Origin of the sequence: Streptomyces griseocarneus, from assembly GCF_014655595.1 — a bacterium.
In the GTDB taxonomy this organism is placed as follows: domain Bacteria; phylum Actinomycetota; class Actinomycetes; order Streptomycetales; family Streptomycetaceae; genus Streptomyces; species Streptomyces griseocarneus.
The window spans coordinates 194,197-210,379 of the sequence record NZ_BNBL01000007.1 but is presented as its reverse complement, the minus strand read 5'-3'; the positions used below and the strand labels follow the sequence as shown (position 1 = coordinate 210,379).

The 16,183-nt window shown below is 74.4% G+C and carries 15 protein-coding genes; 4 read left to right on the top strand and 11 right to left on the bottom strand.

Annotated elements, in window-relative coordinates; all coding sequences use genetic code 11:
• Positions 1 to 53: 53 nt before the first annotated feature.
• The 4 genes from IE295_RS19570 to IE295_RS19555 form a co-directional block, all read right to left on the bottom strand.
• Positions 54 to 917 (bottom strand): MIP family channel protein, encoded by an 864-nt coding sequence (locus tag IE295_RS19570; RefSeq protein WP_190064992.1) that lies wholly within the window; start codon positions 915 to 917, stop codon positions 54 to 56.
• Positions 918 to 992: 75 nt separating this feature from the next.
• Positions 993 to 1,733 carry an SseB family protein gene (locus IE295_RS19565; RefSeq protein WP_190064991.1) on the bottom strand — a complete coding sequence of 247 codons (741 nt, stop codon included), beginning with the start codon at positions 1,731 to 1,733 and terminating at the stop codon, positions 993 to 995.
• A 50-nt stretch (positions 1,734 to 1,783) separates the two neighbouring features.
• Positions 1,784 to 2,983: a type VII secretion-associated serine protease mycosin gene (mycP, locus tag IE295_RS19560; RefSeq protein WP_190064990.1), complete on the bottom strand. Its 1,200-nt coding sequence runs from the start codon at positions 2,981 to 2,983 to the stop codon at positions 1,784 to 1,786.
• Positions 2,980 to 3,828 carry a hypothetical protein gene (locus IE295_RS19555; protein ID WP_190064989.1) on the bottom strand — a complete coding sequence of 283 codons (849 nt, stop codon included), beginning with the start codon at positions 3,826 to 3,828 and terminating at the stop codon, positions 2,980 to 2,982. Before IE295_RS19555 ends, mycP begins: the two co-directional genes overlap by 4 nt.
• Positions 3,829 to 3,997: 169 nt before the next feature.
• Here IE295_RS19555 and IE295_RS19550 point away from each other — a divergent pair, with 169 nt between their 5' ends.
• Complete coding sequence (locus tag IE295_RS19550) at positions 3,998 to 5,185, top strand: amino acid deaminase/aldolase (protein ID WP_372478873.1); 1,188 nt, start codon at positions 3,998 to 4,000, stop codon at positions 5,183 to 5,185.
• A gap of 9 nt (positions 5,186 to 5,194) precedes the next feature.
• Here the strand turns inward: IE295_RS19550 and IE295_RS19545 are convergent, their stop codons facing one another.
• The 4 genes from IE295_RS19545 to IE295_RS19530 all read right to left on the bottom strand — a co-directional run bounded on the left by IE295_RS19545 (position 5,195) and on the right by IE295_RS19530 (position 10,086).
• Positions 5,195 to 6,463: an HAD family hydrolase gene (locus tag IE295_RS19545; protein WP_190064988.1), complete on the bottom strand. Its 1,269-nt coding sequence runs from the start codon at positions 6,461 to 6,463 to the stop codon at positions 5,195 to 5,197.
• A gap of 94 nt (positions 6,464 to 6,557) precedes the next feature.
• The gene (locus IE295_RS19540; RefSeq protein WP_190064987.1) at positions 6,558 to 7,343 is read right to left on the bottom strand and encodes a 3-oxoacyl-ACP reductase; all 786 of its coding nucleotides are present in this window, start codon (positions 7,341 to 7,343) and stop codon (positions 6,558 to 6,560) included.
• Complete coding sequence (locus IE295_RS19535; protein ID WP_190064986.1) at positions 7,340 to 8,707, bottom strand: aldehyde dehydrogenase family protein; 1,368 nt, start codon at positions 8,705 to 8,707, stop codon at positions 7,340 to 7,342. The genes IE295_RS19540 and IE295_RS19535 overlap by 4 nt, the downstream gene beginning before the upstream one ends.
• Positions 8,708 to 8,718: 11 nt before the next feature.
• Positions 8,719 to 10,086, bottom strand: coding sequence for a glutamine synthetase family protein (locus IE295_RS19530; protein ID WP_190064985.1), 1,368 nt, complete (start codon positions 10,084 to 10,086; stop codon positions 8,719 to 8,721).
• A gap of 74 nt (positions 10,087 to 10,160) precedes the next feature.
• Here IE295_RS19530 and IE295_RS19525 point away from each other — a divergent pair, with 74 nt between their 5' ends.
• The 3 genes from IE295_RS19525 to IE295_RS19515 all read left to right on the top strand — a co-directional run bounded on the left by IE295_RS19525 (position 10,161) and on the right by IE295_RS19515 (position 13,284).
• Positions 10,161 to 10,883, top strand: coding sequence for a FadR/GntR family transcriptional regulator (locus IE295_RS19525; RefSeq protein WP_190064984.1), 723 nt, complete (start codon positions 10,161 to 10,163; stop codon positions 10,881 to 10,883).
• A gap of 121 nt (positions 10,884 to 11,004) precedes the next feature.
• Entirely contained in the window at positions 11,005 to 12,471 is a 1,467-nt protein-coding gene (gene eat, locus IE295_RS19520) for an ethanolamine permease (protein ID WP_190064983.1), read from the top strand.
• 51 nt (positions 12,472 to 12,522) lie between these two features.
• On the top strand, positions 12,523 to 13,284 hold the full coding sequence (locus tag IE295_RS19515) for a gamma-glutamyl-gamma-aminobutyrate hydrolase family protein (protein ID WP_190064982.1): 762 nt from the start codon (positions 12,523 to 12,525) through the stop codon (positions 13,282 to 13,284).
• Positions 13,285 to 13,635: 351 nt separating this feature from the next.
• Here the strand turns inward: IE295_RS19515 and IE295_RS19510 are convergent, their stop codons facing one another.
• The 3 genes from IE295_RS19510 to IE295_RS19500 all read right to left on the bottom strand — a co-directional run bounded on the left by IE295_RS19510 (position 13,636) and on the right by IE295_RS19500 (position 16,159).
• Positions 13,636 to 14,268 carry a hypothetical protein gene (locus tag IE295_RS19510; protein ID WP_190064981.1) on the bottom strand — a complete coding sequence of 211 codons (633 nt, stop codon included), beginning with the start codon at positions 14,266 to 14,268 and terminating at the stop codon, positions 13,636 to 13,638.
• 71 nt (positions 14,269 to 14,339) lie between these two features.
• Positions 14,340 to 15,197: a siderophore-interacting protein gene (locus IE295_RS19505; protein ID WP_190064980.1), complete on the bottom strand. Its 858-nt coding sequence runs from the start codon at positions 15,195 to 15,197 to the stop codon at positions 14,340 to 14,342.
• A gap of 56 nt (positions 15,198 to 15,253) precedes the next feature.
• A complete protein-coding gene (locus IE295_RS19500; protein ID WP_190065149.1) occupies positions 15,254 to 16,159 on the bottom strand; it encodes a 5'-3' exonuclease in 906 nt (301 codons plus the stop codon).
• Between the last annotated feature and the right edge of the window lie 24 nt (positions 16,160 to 16,183).

Sequence of the window (16,183 nt, the reverse complement as noted above, 5' to 3'; positions counted from 1 at the left end):
CGCCTGCTCCTGACGCCCACTCCTGACGCCGGCGGCGGCCGGCCCCGCCGGCCTCAGGCCGGGCCGGTTCCCGCGCCGCCCTCCGGGCCCGGCTCGTCCGCCGTGCCGCCGGAGCCGCCCCGCCGGCCCGGTGCGGGCCGGGTGGCCAGCCGCTCGGGCTCCGCGATGTCGTCCGCGACGATGGCCGGCGAGTGCAGGGGGTGGGTGACCCGGTGCGCGCACGCGGCGAGCGCGGCGCCGATCAGCGGGGCGATGATGAACAGCCACAGCTGGGACAGCGCCCCGCCGCCCGCGAAGAGCGCCGGGCCGATGCTGCGGGCGGGGTTGACGGAGGTGCCGGTCAGCGGCACGCCGATCAGGTGGACGACCGCCAGGGCCACGCCGATCGCCAGCCCGTCGAAGCCGACCACGGCGACCCGGTGCGTCACCGACAGCACCACGAAGACCAGCAGGAAGGTCATCACGACCTCCGCCAGGAACGCGCCGCCGGTGTTGAGGTGCACCGCAGACCGGTCGGCGAAGCCGTTGCTGCCGAAGGCGCCGTGGGTCTTGAGCCCCGGCACCTGCTTGGCCAGCAGGAAGAGGATCGCCGCGCCCACGATCCCGCCGAGCACCTGGGCGATCCAGTACTCGATGGCCGTGTGCAGCGAGATCCGGCGCTCCAGCAGCAGCCCGAGCGTCACCGCCGGGTTGACGTGGCAGCCGGAGACCGGCCCGAGGGCGTACGCCAGGGCCAGGAGGGTGAAGCCGAAGGTCAGCGCGATGCCCAGCACACCGATGTAGTCGGCCGCCAGGACGACGCAGCCGACGGCGAAGAAGACCAGCAGCAGGGTCCCGAGGAACTCGGCGGAAATGGCCCTCGTCTTCACCGGGTCGAGGTTCTCCCAAGCCGGCTTCACGCTCTTCAGGGCGTCCATGGCGTCCTCCCGAGGATCTCGTGGACCGTCCGTACGCAATTGTCGGACGGTCTCTCCCCCGGCGCCTCTCGGAGATCAGCGGCTGAGGAGCTCCTCCGCGCCCGCCGGCACCGTCGCCCCGGCCGGCAGCAGGGCCACCTCCAGGCCCTTGACGAGCCGGGCCCGCAGCACCTCGTCGCCCGCCAGCGCCCGGGCGAGCCGCCCCACCACCTCGCCGGCGGCGGCCTGCGGCACCAGGGTCAGCGCCAGGGTGCCGTCCGCCTCCCGGGCCGGCGCCAGGTGCGCCCGCAGCACGCCGGACTCGGCCGCGAGCACGCCGCGCAGCGCGTCCGCGACGGCCGGGTCGGCCAGCGGGTCGGTGCTCGTGCGCCCCTCGGCCAGCGCGAGCAGCGCCGGGCCGGTCAGCGGATACGTCACCGGTCCGGCCAGGTCGACCACGATGGTGTCCGCCTTCTCGTGCGCCGCTGCCTGCAGTGCCTGGTGCAGCGGTACGGCCACGGGCCGGGCGTCCGCGCGCCAGCGGGCCAGCGACTCGGTCGAGGTGAACGCCGGAAGCGCCCGCCGCCCGTCCGGCGCCTGCAGCGTCGGCACGGCCATGTCGCTGGTCTTCTCGCGCCGGAGCCCGTCGGGCCCGGTCTCCACCTCGCCGAGCACCGCCACGACGGGGACGAGCAGCCGCGCCCCCTGCAGGGCCGCGAGCACCCGCCCCTCGGCGGACCGGTCGGCCGACCAGGCGGCGAGCGCCTCGGTCAGTGCCGGGTCGGCGGAGCCGTCGTCGTCGGAGAAACCGGGATCGGGGATGTTCTTCAGGGCCACGGGGCGAGCCTATCGGGTGGTCCTTTCGCCCCTCTTCACCCCTACGGGCACTACGGGAAGGGGTGGTGCGGGGGAAAGGTCCTCCTGCGCCCTCGCCACCACAGCACTCCCGACGCGCCGACCAGCGCCGCCCCTGCCCCGCCGGCGGCCAGCGCCGCCGTTCCCGGGCCGCCGTCGCCCCGGCCCGCCGACGCGCCCTTGGGGCCGCCGCCGAAGTAGCGCGGCGCCTGTGCCGCCCCGCCGCGCGTGGTGATCGCGGCCCGGCCGGCCTCGGCCACCGCCGTCGCCGCGTCCACCAGCCCGGCTCCCCGCTCGTCGCTGCGCCCGCCGGGCGGCGCGTCCTGCGCCGTGCGCACCAGCAGGGCGCGGACCTCGGCCGCGCTCAGGCCGGGGGCGGCCGCCCGGACCAGGGCGGCGGCGCCGGAGACGAACGCGGCGGCCGCGCTCGTCCCCCATCCCTCGTAGTAGCGCCGGTCGGGGTCGGCGATCACGACGTCGACGCCGGGCCCGCTGACGGTGGCGTACCACCGCCGGGTGGAGAACGCGGCCCGCGCCCCGTAGCGGTCCACGGCCGTCACGGCGATCACGCCGGGGTAGGCGGCGGGGTAGGAGACGTGGTCGCCGCTCTCGCCGCCGTTGCCGGCCGACGCCACGACGACGGCACCCTTGCCGAGCGCGTACTGCACCGCGGCGTCCTCGCGCGGCTCGGGGTGCGCGGTGTCGCTGTCGTCCCCGAGGGAGAGGTTGATGACGTCGGCGCCGTGGTCGGCGGCCCACCGGATGCCGTCGGCCAGCGCGCTGCCGCGCGCGCCCCGGGCCTTGGGCCGGGCGGGGTCGGCGTCCTCGAGGATCACGCGCACGGGCAGGATCCTGGCCTCGGGCGCCACGCCCATGACGCCGTCGGCGTCGTACGGCCCGTGGCCCCGGCCGGCGACGATGCCGGCCATGGCGGTCCCGTGCCGGGCCCAGGAGCGCTCCCCCGGCGCCGCGCCGAACCCGATCAGGTCCTTGCCGGGCAGCACCCGGCCGCGCAGGTCCGGGTGCCCGTCGTCGACGCCGGTGTCGAGCACGGCGACGGTCACGCCCGCGCCCTTGGTCGTCCGCCACGCGTCCTCGACGTGCATCGCCTGGAGCGCCCACTCCTGGGCCCTTATGGCGTCGGCCCGGGCGGACGGCGCGGCCAGCAGCGCGAGGGCGAGGGCGGCGGAGAGCGGGGCGAGGACGCGCGGGCGCCGCCGTCGGGCGGTCATCGGCCGCTCCCCGCGCCCGGCTTGTGGGCGTTCTGGCGGAATATGCGCTCCACTTGCTCCGCGAGGGCCGTCGCGTCGTGGCCGAGGCCCGCCTGGGCCGGCGCGGTGGTCGCGCCGGGGGCGACCGCCCGGGCGGCGGGCTGGGGCGGGGTGCCGGTGCGGGCGTCGGCGAAGCCGGTGACGGAGTAGACGACCGCCGGGACGTCCGTGAGGACGCTGATGCGCCAGCTGGCGCGCTGGGCGTCGCCGAACCGCTCGGCGACGGTGCCCCGGGGGGCGTACGGGCGGGGCATCAGGCCGGGGCGCTCGTCGAGGCGTTCGGCGGAGAAGCGCTCGCGCAGCTCCCGCATGCCGGCGGTGCCGGTGTCCGTGACCAGCAGGCCGACCGTGGTCACGCTGGAGGAGGTGACGTCGGCGTAGGTGGCGCGCAGCAGGCGCCGGCAGCCCACGGGGGCGAGGGCCTCGGCCAGCGGGGGGTCGAAGGCACCGCGGCAGTCGCCGTCGGGGGCGACGCCGATGCGGGTCCAGTCGCGCCGTGCCCCGCCGGGGCCCGCCGCGTCGCCGTGCACGCTGCGGGGGAAGAGCTCGTCGACGGGGACGTCGCGCCACAGGGTGCCGCCGCGCTCGTACGCCGCCTCGGCGGCCGGCGGCTCGGGACGGCCGCCCGTGAGCCAACTTCCGGCGGCGGCCCCGGCTATGAGCCCCAGTCCGGCGAACAGGCATACGGCCGCCGCCGTCCTCCTGCGGGCGGCACGCAGACCGCCGGCGGCCGGGGGCCGCACCGGAGGTGGCGGCGCGTACACGGGAGCGGCGGGCGGCGCAGGGGCATCCGCTTCGGTGCTCACGTGCGCTCCCCCTCGCGGGCCGGCTCGCCGAACCGCCTTATGTCGGACATCGGCCGCGGCCCGAAGGGCCCGGCGTGCGCGCCACTTTACGGTGCGTGGCACGGCGGGTGCCATTCGCCCGCGCCCTCCCCCTATCCAGTGCGATTCCCCTTCTGGCAAGCTGCGCGCCATGTCGTCGGACCGAGTGCGCTACGACCGGGCCACCGCCCACCTCGAGGCTCCGCTGGCGGTGGTCGACCTCCAGGCGTTCGACGCCAACGCCGCCGATCTGGTGCGCCGGGCGCGGGGCAAGCCGGTGCGGGTGGCGAGCAAGTCCGTACGCTGCCGGGCGCTGTTGGACCGGGTGCTGGCGCGGGAGGGCTTCGCGGGCGTGATGAGCCATACGCTCGCCGAGTCGCTGTGGCTGGCGCGCTCGGGCGTGGCGGACGTGCTGCTGGCCTACCCCTCGGCCGACCGCGCGGCGTTCGCCGAGCTGACGTCGGACGCCAAGCTGGCGGGCGCGGTCACGGTGACGGTGGACGACCCGGCCCAGCTGGCGCTGATCGACGCCGCCCGGCAGGGGCGCGAAGAGGTGCGGGTGTGCCTGGAGTTGGACGTCTCGCTGCGGCTGCTCGGCGGCCGGGTACGGATCGGGGCGTTACGGTCACCGGTGAGCGATCCGGGGCGGCTGGCCGAGCTGGCCCGTGCCGTCGATCGCAGGCCGGGCTTCCGTTTGGTGGGCCTGATGGCCTATGAGGCCCATGTGGCGGGCGTGGGTGACAGCCCCCTGGGCCGTCCGCTGCGGGCCCGGGCGGTCCGCCTGATGCAGTCCGCCGCCCGCGTCCGCCTGCGGGCGCTGCGGGAGGAGGCCGTGCGGGCGGTGCGGGAGGTCGCGGACCTCGAGTTCGTCAACGGCGGGGGCACCGGCAGCGTGCACGACACCGCAGCCGAGCCCGCCGTGACGGAGGTCGCGGCGGGCTCGGGGCTGTACGCGCCCCGCCTGTTCGACGACTACAGCTCATTCCGGGCGCGCCCCGCGGCGCTGTTCGCGCTGCCCGTGGTGCGCCGGCCGGGGCTGGGCGTGGTGACCGTGCTCGGCGGCGGGTATCCCGCGTCCGGCGCGGCCGGGGCGGACCGGCTGCCGGTGCCGTACCTCCCGGCGGGGCTGCGGCTGGCGCCCCAGGAGGGCGCCGGCGAGGTGCAGACGCCCCTGCTGGGCCAGGCGGCGGACGACCTGCTGATCGGCGACAAGGTGTGGTTCCGGCACGCGAAGGCGGGCGAGCTGTGCGAGCGCTTCCCCGCGCTGCACCTCGTCGATGGCGACCGCGTCGTCGGCACGGCCGCCACCTACCGGGGCGAGGGTCACACGTTCCTGTGAGCCCCCGGCTCAGAACGCCCGGTCCGCCTGGTCCGCGATGACGGAGCCGTCGGCGCGCCGCACGGGCACCTTCGAGCCGTCCTCGGCCGTGGCGCCGGTCGTCGAGCAGGGGTACGTACCGGACTTGCGCGGCATCGGGTCGATGAACATCGGGTTGGCCACCCAGCGGCCGTCCGCGTCGTCGTAGGCCCGGCACATCAGCTCGGACTTGTTGCGGTTGATGGCGACGTGCGCACCGGTGGCGTCGTTCACGAACGTCACGTCGGTGTCGGCGTCGCCCGCGCCGAGGGCGATGCGGTGGGAGAAGTCCTGCTGCTTCCAGGCCTTGGCACCCTTGATCCTGAAGATCTCCTGGTTGATCATGCAGCGCTTGCCGTCCATGTACGGCAGGGCGTCACCGCGCCCGGTCTCCACGCCGCCGCAGCCCTTGAGGGCCGGGGTGAGGAGGCCGTGCTTGGTGATGCTGCGGATGCCGATGGTGTGCTTGCGGTCCAGGCCGACGCCGCTGGACCAGGCCTCGGCGATCGGCTCGGAGGAGGCGGAGACGATGTAGACGTCGAAGCCGGCCGCCTTGAGCGTGCGGATCAGGTCCTTCTGCTGGTCGTAGTAGCGGATGTACCCGGCGATCGTGTGCGTGCCGACGGTCTGCTTCGTGCCGACGGGCGCGGCGAGCTGCTCGGCGCGGGCCTGGCGGGCGAAGGAGGTCAGGGCGGCGGGGGTGTGCCCGGAGAACAGCTGCGGGATCCAGCCGTAGGCGGGCACCGTGCGCCGGTGGTTCCACTCGCCGGCGAAGGCCGTCTCGCCGGACATGGTCTGCGACTTCTCGCGTATCTCGAAGATCTCGTCCGCACAGGCGGTGTTCTTCGAGGTGGGCAGCGGCCGGCCGACGGGCACGGCGGTGCCGCAGGCCTTGGTCAGGGCCTTGTCGGCGGCGGTGGTGAGCCAGGCGCTGGTGTCCTTCCAGCTCTTGGGCCGCAGGATCTTGTCGTGCTTGAGCGCCCAGGCGAGCGTGGCGTCGGTGATGTCGTTCTTGACGACGGTGTTGTCCCAGTCGAACGCGGCGACCGGGCGCGGGCCGCGGTTGCCGGAGCAGGTGCCCCGCTCGTCGATCATCTTCTGCAGCCGGGCGCGGTTGTCCCCGGACCAGGCGAGCTTCTTGTCGAGCTGCGGGCAGGCGCGGCGGGGCTCGTGAGGGGCGGGGGCCGCGGTGGCCGGGACCGACGCGGCGAGGGCCGCGGCGGCAGCGAGGCCGACGACGATGGCGGACTTGGTGCGCATGAGCTCTCTTTGGTGCGTGTGAGGGGCAGGGCTTGCGGCGGGACCGGCGCCGGGGCGTGCGCCCCGGGCCGGTCCCGGCACTTGATCATGGACCTTACAGCGGTGTGACGTACGCGCCCGCGATGCCACCGTCGACGAGGAACTCGGCGGCGTTGACGAAGGAGGAGTCGTCGCTGGCGAGGAAGGCGACGGCGGCCGCGATCTCCTCGGGCTCGGCGAAGCGGCCGACGGGCACGTGCACCAGGCGGCGGGCGGCGCGCTCGGGGTCCTTGGCGAAGAGCTCCTTCAGCAGCGGGGTGTTCACCGGGCCCGGGCACAGCGCGTTGACCCGGATGCCCTCGCGGGCGAACTGCACGCCCAGCTCGCGGGACATCGCCAGCACGCCGCCCTTGGAGGCGGTGTAGCTGATCTGGGAGGTGGCGGCGCCCATCACGGCGACGAAGGAGGCGGTGTTGATGATGGAGCCCCTGCGCTGCTCGCGCATGTACGGCAGCGCGGCCTTGCAGCAGAGGTAGACCGAGGTGAGGTTGACCTCCTGGACGCGCTTCCAGGCCTCGAGGCCGGTGGTGAGGATGGAGTCGTCGTCGGGCGGCGAGATGCCGGCGTTGTTGAAGGCGATGTCGACCGAGCCGTAGGTGTCGTGGGCCGTCCTGAAGAGCGCCTCGACCTCCTCGGGGCTGGTGACGTCGACCTTGACGAACAGGCCGCCGGTCTCGGCCGCGGCGGCCTTGCCCGCGCTCTCGTCGATGTCGGCGCAGACGACGTTCGCGCCCTCGGAGGCCAGCCGCCGGGCGGTGGCCAGGCCGATGCCGCTGCCGGCTCCGGTGACGACGGCGGTGCGGCCGACGAGGCGGCGGCAGACGGGGCTCTGGTCGGTCACTTGGACTCCTCCACGGGGTCGATGGCGATGAAGACGTTCTTGGTCTCGGTGAAGGCGGACAGCGCGCCGGGGCCGAGCTCCCGGCCGAGGCCGGACTGCTTGAAGCCGCCGAACGGCGTCCAGTAGCGGACGCTGGAGTGGGAGTTGACGGAGAGGTTGCCGGCGGCGACGGCCCGGGAGACGCGCAGGGCACGGGAGACGTCGCGGGTCCACACGGAGCCGGACAGGCCGTAGTCGGTGGCGTTGGCGATCCGTACCGCCTCCGCCTCGTCCTCGAAGGGGATGACGACGGCCACGGGACCGAAGACCTCCTCGACGGCCGCACGGTCGCGCGGGCCGCCCTCGAGGACGGTGGCCGGGTACCAGAAGCCCTTGCCCGCCGGGACCTCGCCGCGGATGGCGGCGGGGGCGGACTCGGGGACGTAGGACCGTACGCGCTCGCGGTGCGCGGCGGAGATGAGCGGGCCCATCTGGGTGGCCGGGTCGGTGGGGTCGCCGACAACGAACGACTTGACGGCCGGTTCCAGCAGTTCCATGAAGCGGTCGTAGACCGAGCGCTGGACGAGGATGCGGCTGCGGGCGCAGCAGTCCTGGCCCGTGTTGTCGAGGAACGAGCCGGGGGCGGCCGCGGCGGCGCGCTCGACGTCGGCGTCGGCGAAGACGATGTTGGGGCTCTTGCCGCCGAGTTCGAGGGTCACGCGCTTCACGTCCGCCGCGCACTTGGCCATGATCTGCTTGCCGACGGCGGTGGAGCCGGTGAAGACGACCTTGGCGACGTCCCGGTGCCCGACGAGCGCGTCGCCCGCCACCGGCCCGGCTCCCGGCAGGACCTGGAAGAGGCCCTCGGGCAGCCCGGCCTCCAGGCCCAGGCCCGCCAGCCGCAGGGCGGTCAGCGGGGTGGTCTCGGCGGGCTTGAGGAGCACGGCGTTGCCCGCGGCGAGCGCGGGGGCGAAGCCCCAGGCGGCGATGGGCATCGGGAAGTTCCACGGGGCGATGACGGCGACGACGCCGAGCGGTTCGTGGAAGGTGACGTCGAGGCCGCCGGCCACGGGGATCTGGGAGCCGCTCAGCCGCTCGATCCCGGCGGCCGCGTACTCCAGCAGGTCGCGGGCGTTGCCCGCCTCCCAGCGGGCGTTGCCGATGGGGTGGCCGGCCTCGCGGACCTCCAGGGCGGCGAGCTCCTCGAGGTGGGCGTCGACCGCGTCGGCGAAGCGGCGCAGGTGGCGGGCGCGGTCGCCCGGGGGCAGGGCCGCCCACGCCGTCTGGGCCTTCACCGCGCGGGCGACGGCCGCGTCGACCTCTTCGCGGGTGGTGTCGGGGACGGTGGCGACGACCTCTTCGGTCGCCGGGTTGACGATGTCCAAGGCGGCTGTCCTTACATCCGCTCGAAGGAGCGGAACCGCTCCCAGTCCGTGACGGCGGTGTCGTACGCCTCCTGCTCGACACGCGCCATGTTCAGGTAGTGCTCGACGACGTCGTCGCCGAAGGCCTCGCGGGCTATGGGGCTGTTCTCCCACAGCCGCGCGGCCTCGCGCAGGGTGGCGGGGACGTGCGCCGCGTCGCCCGTGTAGGCGTTGCCGGTACAGGCCTCGGGCAGCTCGAGCCGGTGCTCGACGCCGTACAGGCCGGCGGCGACCATGCCGGCGACGGCGAGGTAGGGGTTCACGTCGCCGCCGGGCAGCCGGTTCTCGAAGCGGTGGGAGTGCCCGTGGCCGATGACCCGCAGGGCGCAGGTGCGGTTGTCCGGGCCCCAGGCGACGGCGGTGGGGGCGAAGGAGCCGGGGCGGAAGCGCTTGTAGGAGTTGATGTTGGGGGCGTAGAGGAGGGTGAAGTCGCGCAGGGCGGCGAGCTGCCCGGCGAGGAAGTGCCGCATCAGCGGGGACATGCCGTACGGGCCGGAGTCGTCGGCGAGCACGGGCCGCCCGGCCTCGTCGCGCAGCGAGAGGTGGATGTGGCAGGAGTTGCCCTCGCGCTCGTTGTACTTGGCCATGAAGGTGAGCGCCATGCCCTCCTGGGCGGCGATCTCCTTGGCGCCGGTCTTGTAGACGGCGTGCTGGTCGCAGGTGGTCAGCGCCTCGTCGTAGCGGAAGGCGATCTCGTGCTGGCCGAGGTTGCACTCGCCCTTGGCGGACTCCACCGTCATGCCGGCGGCGCCCATCTCGTTGCGGATGCGGCGCAGCAGGGGTTCGACGCGGCCGGTGCCGAGGACGGAGTAGTCGCTGTTGTACTGGTTGGCGGGCGTCAGCTCGCGGTAGCCGCGGTTCCATGCCGCTTCGTAGGTGTCCTTGAAGACGATGAACTCCAGTTCGGTGCCCGCGTAAGCACTCCAACCGTGCTCGGCGAGCCGGTCGAGCTGGCGGCGCAGGATCTGGCGCGGCGAGGCGACGACGGGCGACCCGTCGTGCCAGGCGAGGTCGGCGGTCAGCAGGGCGGTGCCGGGGTTCCAGGGCGTGCGGCGCAGGGTGGAGAGGTCGCCGCGCATGGCGAAGTCGCCGTAGCCGCGTTCCCAGGACGACATCGCGTAGCCGCCGACCGTGTTGAGGTCCACGTCCACCGCGAGAAGGTAGTTGCAGCCCTCGGTGCCGTGCTCGAGGACGTCGTCGAGGAAGAACCGGGCGGCGAACCGCTTTCCCTGGAGCCTTCCTTGCATGTCCGTGAAGGCGAGGACGACGGTGTCGATCTCCCCGGTGTCCACGAGCCGGCGCAGCTCGTCGACCGTGAGCGGGGGCGTGCGGTCTGCCACGGTAGGGCCTCCTGTCGGTGCGACCGGAGGTCTTAAGGTAGGGCCGTAGACCATTGATTGGGAAGGGGGGAGCGATGACCGACCACGGAACGGACCGGCTGGCACCGGTGCTGCGACCCGTCCGGGCGGGCAACGGATTCGAGGAGGCGCTGGAGCAGATCCTGCAGATCGTGCGGCTGGGACTGGTGCCCCAGGGCGAACGGCTGCCCGCCGAACGCGAACTGGCCGAGCGCCTGCACATCAGCCGGGTGACGCTGCGCGAGGTGCTGAAGGTGCTGCAGGACCAGGGGCTGGTGGAGAGCCGGCGCGGGCGGTACGGCGGTACGTTCGTGCTGGCCAGGACGCGCTCGGCGAGCGAGGACGAACTGCGGGCCCGCGTCGCGGCCGTGGACGTCGAGGACACCCTGCGCTTCCGCGAGGTGCTGGAGGTGGGCGCGGCCGGCCTGTGCGCGGCCCACGGGCTGACCGGCGAGCAGGCGCAGCGGCTGCGCGCCGCGCTGGCCGCCACCCACGACGCGCCGCTGGCGGACTACCGCCGCCTGGACACGCTGCTGCACCTGACCCTGGCCGAGCTGTCAGGGTCGGCGACGCTGGCCGCGCAGTACGCCGCCGTCCGCGCCACCGTCAACGACCTGCTGGACGGCATCCCGCTGCTCGTGCGCAACCTCGAGCACTCCCAGCGGCAGCACACCGCGCTGGTGGAGGCGGTGCTGGACCGGGACGCGGACGGGGCGCGCGAGGTGATGCGCGAGCACTGCTGCGGCACGGCGGCGCTGCTGCGCGGATTCCTGGCATAACCGGCGCGGGAGGGGGGAAGTAACCCGGGTTTAACGCACAGGGGTTGCCTTGGGGCCGCCGCCGGGGCAAAGGTATGGCGCAAAACCTTTGCCCCCCGGCATTTCCAGGCAGGAGCGGCTCATGGCCGATCGCACGGACTCCCCCAGCGCACCGCCCGCCCCGCCCGGCGGCTCCCCCGCATCCACCGGCTACCTCGACAGGCGCACCCTGCGCCGGGGCAGCGCCGGCCCCCTCCTGCTCACCGGCCTGGGCGTCGCCTATGTCGTCTCCGGCGACTTCTCCGGCTGGAACTTCGGCCTCGCCCAGGGCGGTTTCGGCGGGCTCGCCGTCGCCGCCGCCCTGATGGGGCTGATGTACACCTGCATGGTCTTCGCCCTGGCCGAGCTCGCCGCCATCCTCCCGACCGCCGGCGGCGGTTACGGCTTCGCGCGCCGCGCGCTGGGCCCCTGGGGCGGCTTCCTGACCGGGACGGCCATCCTCATCGAGTACGTGCTGGCCCCCGCCGCGATCTCCCTCTTCATCGGCGACTACGTCGAGTCCCTGCACCTGTTCGGCCTCACCTCCTCCTGGCCCGTCTACCTGGCCTGCTTCGTCGTCTTCATCGGCATCCACCTGTGGGGCGTCGGCGAGGCGCTGCGGTTCAGCTTCGTCGTCACGGGCGTGGCGGTGGCCGCCCTGATCGTCTTCGCCGTCGGGGCCTTCACCGACTTCGACGCCACCCGCCTCAACGACATCCCCGCCGACCCCGACGCCTTCGGGTCCTCCTCCTGGCTGCCGTTCGGGCTGCTGGGCATCTGGGCGGCGTTCCCCTTCGGCATGTGGTTCTTCCTCGGGGTCGAGGGCGTGCCGCTGGCCGCCGAGGAGACCCGCGACCCCGCCCGTACGCTGCCGCGGGCCATGGCCACCTCGATGGGCATCCTGCTGGTCCTGGCCCTGGCGACCTTCCTCGCCTCCACGGGGGCGGGCGGGGCCGACGCCATCAAGGACGCGGGCAATCCGCTGGTGGCCGCGCTGCAGCGGGACGGCCACGCCACCACCCTCGGCCGCATCGTCAACTACGCGGGCCTGGCGGGCCTGGTGGCCTCCTTCTTCTCCCTCATCTACGCCGGCTCCCGCCAGCTCTTCGCCCTCTCCCGGGCCGGCTACCTCCCCCGCTTCCTCTCCCTCACCAGCCGGCGCAAGGCCCCCTGGCTGGGCCTGCTGGTGCCGGGCACGCTCGGCTTCGCCCTGGCCGCCGCCAGCGGCGACGGGGCGCGGATGCTCAACGTCGCCGTGTTCGGCGCCACCATCTCGTACGCGCTGATGTCGCTGTCCCACATCGTGCTGCGCCGCCGCGAGCCGGGCCTGGCCCGGCCCTACCGCACGCCGGGCGGAACCGTGACCTCGACGGTGGCCTTCCTGTTGGCCTGCTCGGCGCTGGTGGCCACGTTCCTGGTGGACGTGACGGCGGCCCTGATCGCCCTGGGCGTGTACGCCGTCGCCGCGGCGTACTTCGCCCTCTACAGCCGGCACCGCCTGGTGGCGAGCGCGCCCGAGGAGGAGTTCGCGGCGCTGGCCCGGGCGGAAGCGGAACTGGCCCGCGAATGACGCGCGGCCGGGACAGGCAAGGGCAGCGATAGGGACATGCAGGAAAGGACCATGGAATTGAACGCGCAGTCACAGCCGGTCGCCGCACGGCCCGCCGGCGCACAGCCGCCGCTGATCGGCGTCACCACCTACCTCACCCGGGCCCGCTGGGGGGTGGCGTGGGACCTTCCGGCGGCCCTGCTCCCGGCCGCGTACCCCGAGTACGTCCAGCGGTCCGGCGGCCTGGCGGTGATGCTGCCGCCGGACGACCCGGCGGCGGCCGCCGGCGTGGTCCGGCGGCTGGACGGCCTGGTGCTCGCCGGCGGCGAGGACCTGGACCCGGCCCTGTACGGCGAGGAGCCCCACCCCCGCACCGGCGCCGCCGTCCCCGAACGCGACCGCTGGGAACTGGCCCTGCTGGCCGCCGCTCTGGACCAGGACGTTCCGGTGCTCGGCGTCTGCCGGGGCATGCAGGTGATGAACGTCCACGCGGGCGGCACGCTGCTGCAGCACCTGCCGGACGAGGTGGGCCACGAGGCCCACAACCCCCGTGCGGGCGCCTTCTCCGGCCACCTCGTCAAGCCGGTCCCGGGCACGCTGACCGCCCGCCTGCTGCCCGACGCCGTGGACGTGGCCACCCACCACCACCAGGCGGTGGCCCGGCTGGGCGACGGCCTGGTGGCCACGGCCCACGCGGAGGACGGCACGGTGGAGGCGCTCGAGTACCCGGGCGACCGCTTCGCCCTGGGCGTCCAGTGGCACCCCGAGGCCCGGGACGACCTGCGCCTGGCAAGGGCCCTGGTGCGGGCCGCGGCGTCGCGCCCGCGGCGCTGAGCCCGGCGTCAGTGGCAGGGATGCGCGTCAGTGGCAGATGTGCCGCCGCACCCCGTCCCGGATCTCCGTGACCGGCGAGGAACACCCCTGGGGGCACGGAGGCGGGACGGCGGCGGCGTTGATCCTCCGCCCCGCCGGGTGCCCGCACAGCGAGCAGTACCAGCACGGCGGCTGTCCCGGTGTCAGGTCCCACCACATGGGGTGGTGGCAGCGGTTGCAGCGCACGAGAGGAGCACGGGGCGCGGGGAGAGGGTCTGCCGGCATGCCCGGCATCGTTCCCGGCCCGGCGCCCCGGCGTCCGGGCTTTGAACGCGGTCCACCCGGGCGGGGGGCCGCCGAATCGTCCGGCGGTTACGCCGGCTCGTCCGGTCCCCGCCCGCGGCGCCGCCTGGTGACCAGGTAGGTGGCCGTCGCGGCGAGCGCCGCGGCCAGGGCCGCGGTGCCGGCGATGACGGCGGCGAGCTCGCCGAGGGAGACGCCGTCGTCCTCCTCCTCGTCCTCGTCGGGAGCCGTCTCGCTGGTCCTGTCGACGGCGGAGTCGTAGTCGGCGGGGCCGGCGCAGAATTCGCGGTTGCCCGGGTCCATCGCGGAGACGACCGTCAGCTCGACGGAGTCCGCCGGCTCGTCCTCGCCGCCGTCCCTGAGCTCGACGGGGTAGGTGCCCGGCTCGATGTCGCACAGGACCATGCCCGCGACCCTGGTGTAGAGCTCGCCGTTCTTCCCCTCGCGGAAACGCTTCGCCCGCAGCGTGAGCTTCTTGGCGAACGCCGGCGACTCGACGGTCAGGTAGCCGTCGTGCTCGTCGAGCGTCGTCTGCCCCGTGGTGACGGTGAAGACCGCCTCCCGGCCGCGCTGGGTGGGAGCACCGCTCGATATCGAGCTCTCGGAGTCGGAGAGGGAGGGGTCCGCGGCGGCGCCGGCGGCGGCCGTCAGGACGAGGGCCGCCGCGGCCAGGGCCGCCAGGGGGGTCCGGGCAGTGTTCATGCGGCGAGAATACGAGAACGATCGCGGCCGACGGGCCGTCAGGTCGCCGTCGCCCGCCACTCGCCCGGGTCTCAGGCGGCGCCGGTCGCGGTGCCGCCCTCCTGCTCGGCCTCCACCTGCTGGTTCCACTCGCGCTTGGAGGCCTGCCAGCCGTCCTCGTCGTGGCCGCGCCGCCAGTAGCCCGAGATCGACAGCCGCTCGCGCGGCACCTCGCGCTCCAGGCGCAGGTGGCGCCGCAGTTCCTTGACGAACCCGGCCTCGCCGTGCACGAACGCGTGCACGTCGCCGGCCGGGAAGTCCAGCGAGCGCACGGCCGCCACCAGGGCCTCGCCCACCGGGGAGGCGCCGCGGTGCAGCCAGGTGACCTCCACGCCGGCGGGCAGCTCCAGCTTCTGCTCCTCGCTCTCGTCGGCGATCTCGACGAAGGCGTGGACGAGGGCGCCCTCCGGCATCGCCTCGAGGGACGCGGCGATCGCGGGCAGCGCGCTCTCGTCGCCCGCCAGCAGGTGCCAGCCGGCGGCCGGGTCCGGGGCGTACGCGCCGCCGGGGCCGAGCATGCGGATCTCGTCCCCGGGCCGCGCCTGGGCGGCCCAGGGGCCGGCCAGGCCCTCGTCGCCGTGGAAGACGAAGTCGATCACCAGCTCGCGGGCCGCGCGGTCGAAGGAGCGCACGGTGTACGTGCGCGTGCTCGGCCACTGCTCGCGCGGCAGGTCGCGGCGGATGACCTCCATGTCGAAGGGCTCGGGGTAGGTGACGCCCGGCACCGGGAAGAGCAGCTTGACGTAGTGGTCGGTGCACTCGCCGGCGCCGAACTCCGCGAGGGACTCGCCGCCGAGCACCACCCGCACCATGTGCGGCGTCAGACGCTCGGTGCGGATCACATGCGCCTGCGTGAGCTGAGGCTTCTTGCGGACGGGACGGTCTGCCATGGCGTTCTCCCCTGATCCCCTGATCGCTATAAGTTAGGCCTGCCTAACCTAACATCTCACCCGTGGAGAACGGAGAGCAGCCGCTGCAGTGAACCCCCCAGCCCCCAGCGCGCCGCAAGCTCCTCCAGCCCGGCCGGATCGCGGGGCGCGGCCGGCAGCGCCGCGTCGAAGGGCGCCAGCGGCACGTCCGAGGCGACCCGCACCACCTTCGGCGCCACCGCCAGGTACGGACGGGACTCGTCCAGCCGCCGGCGCTGCGCCGGGCTGATCTTCGCCGCCGGATCGTCGACCGCCGCCATGATCCCGGCCAGGTCGCCGAAGGCGGCCAGCAGCTTCGCGGCCGTCTTCTCCCCGATCCCGGGCACCCCCGGCAGCCCGTCGCTCGGGTCGCCGCGCAGCAGCGCCAGGTCGGCGTAGCCGGGGCCGTCCACCCCGTACTTCTCCCGCAGCACCGCCTCGTCCACGGCGTTCAGCGTGCCGACCCCCTTGACCGGATACAGCACCCGCACCCCGCGCCGGTCGTCGACGAGCTGATAGAGGTCGCGGTCGCCGGTGACGATGTCCACCGGGCCCGCCGCCCGCCCGGCCAGCGTGCCGATCACGTCGTCGGCCTCGTACCCCACCGCCCCGACGCGCGCGATGCCGATCGCGTCCAGCACGGCCTCGATGACCGGCACCTGCGGGGAGAGCGTGTCCGGCACCTCCTCCTCGTCGGGGCCCGACGGCGTCTCCTCCGCCACCCGGTGCGCCTTGTACGAGGGGATCAGCTCGACCCGCCACTGCGGGCGCCAGTCGAAGTCCATGCAGGCCACCAGGTCGTCGGGGTGGTGGTCCTGGACCAGGCGGGTGATGAAGTCCAGCAGGCCGCGCACCGCGTTCACGGGCGTGCCGTCGGGAGCCTTCACCGAGTCCGGCACCCCGAAGTAGGCGCGGAAGTACAGGGAGGCGGTGTCGAGGAGCATCAGGCGTCGGGTCACGGCTCGATC

What these genes read in the sequence shown, in the direction of transcription:
- IE295_RS19570 (WP_190064992.1), bottom strand. Translation starts at nt 917, where the DNA reads ATGGACGCCCTGAAGAGCGTGAAGCCGGCTTGGGAGAACCTCGACCCG.
- mycP (WP_190064990.1), bottom strand. Translation starts at nt 2,983, where the DNA reads ATGACCGCCCGACGGCGGCGCCCGCGCGTCCTCGCCCCGCTCTCCGCC.
- IE295_RS19550 (WP_372478873.1), top strand. Translation starts at nt 3,998, where the DNA reads ATGTCGTCGGACCGAGTGCGCTACGACCGGGCCACCGCCCACCTCGAG.
- IE295_RS19545 (WP_190064988.1), bottom strand. Translation starts at nt 6,463, where the DNA reads ATGCGCACCAAGTCCGCCATCGTCGTCGGCCTCGCTGCCGCCGCGGCC.
- IE295_RS19525 (WP_190064984.1), top strand. Translation starts at nt 10,161, where the DNA reads ATGACCGACCACGGAACGGACCGGCTGGCACCGGTGCTGCGACCCGTC.
- eat (WP_190064983.1), top strand. Translation starts at nt 11,005, where the DNA reads ATGGCCGATCGCACGGACTCCCCCAGCGCACCGCCCGCCCCGCCCGGC.
- IE295_RS19515 (WP_190064982.1), top strand. Translation starts at nt 12,523, where the DNA reads ATGGAATTGAACGCGCAGTCACAGCCGGTCGCCGCACGGCCCGCCGGC.
- IE295_RS19510 (WP_190064981.1), bottom strand. Translation starts at nt 14,268, where the DNA reads ATGAACACTGCCCGGACCCCCCTGGCGGCCCTGGCCGCGGCGGCCCTC.
- IE295_RS19505 (WP_190064980.1), bottom strand. Translation starts at nt 15,197, where the DNA reads ATGGCAGACCGTCCCGTCCGCAAGAAGCCTCAGCTCACGCAGGCGCAT.
- IE295_RS19500 (WP_190065149.1), bottom strand. Translation starts at nt 16,159, where the DNA reads ATGCTCCTCGACACCGCCTCCCTGTACTTCCGCGCCTACTTCGGGGTG.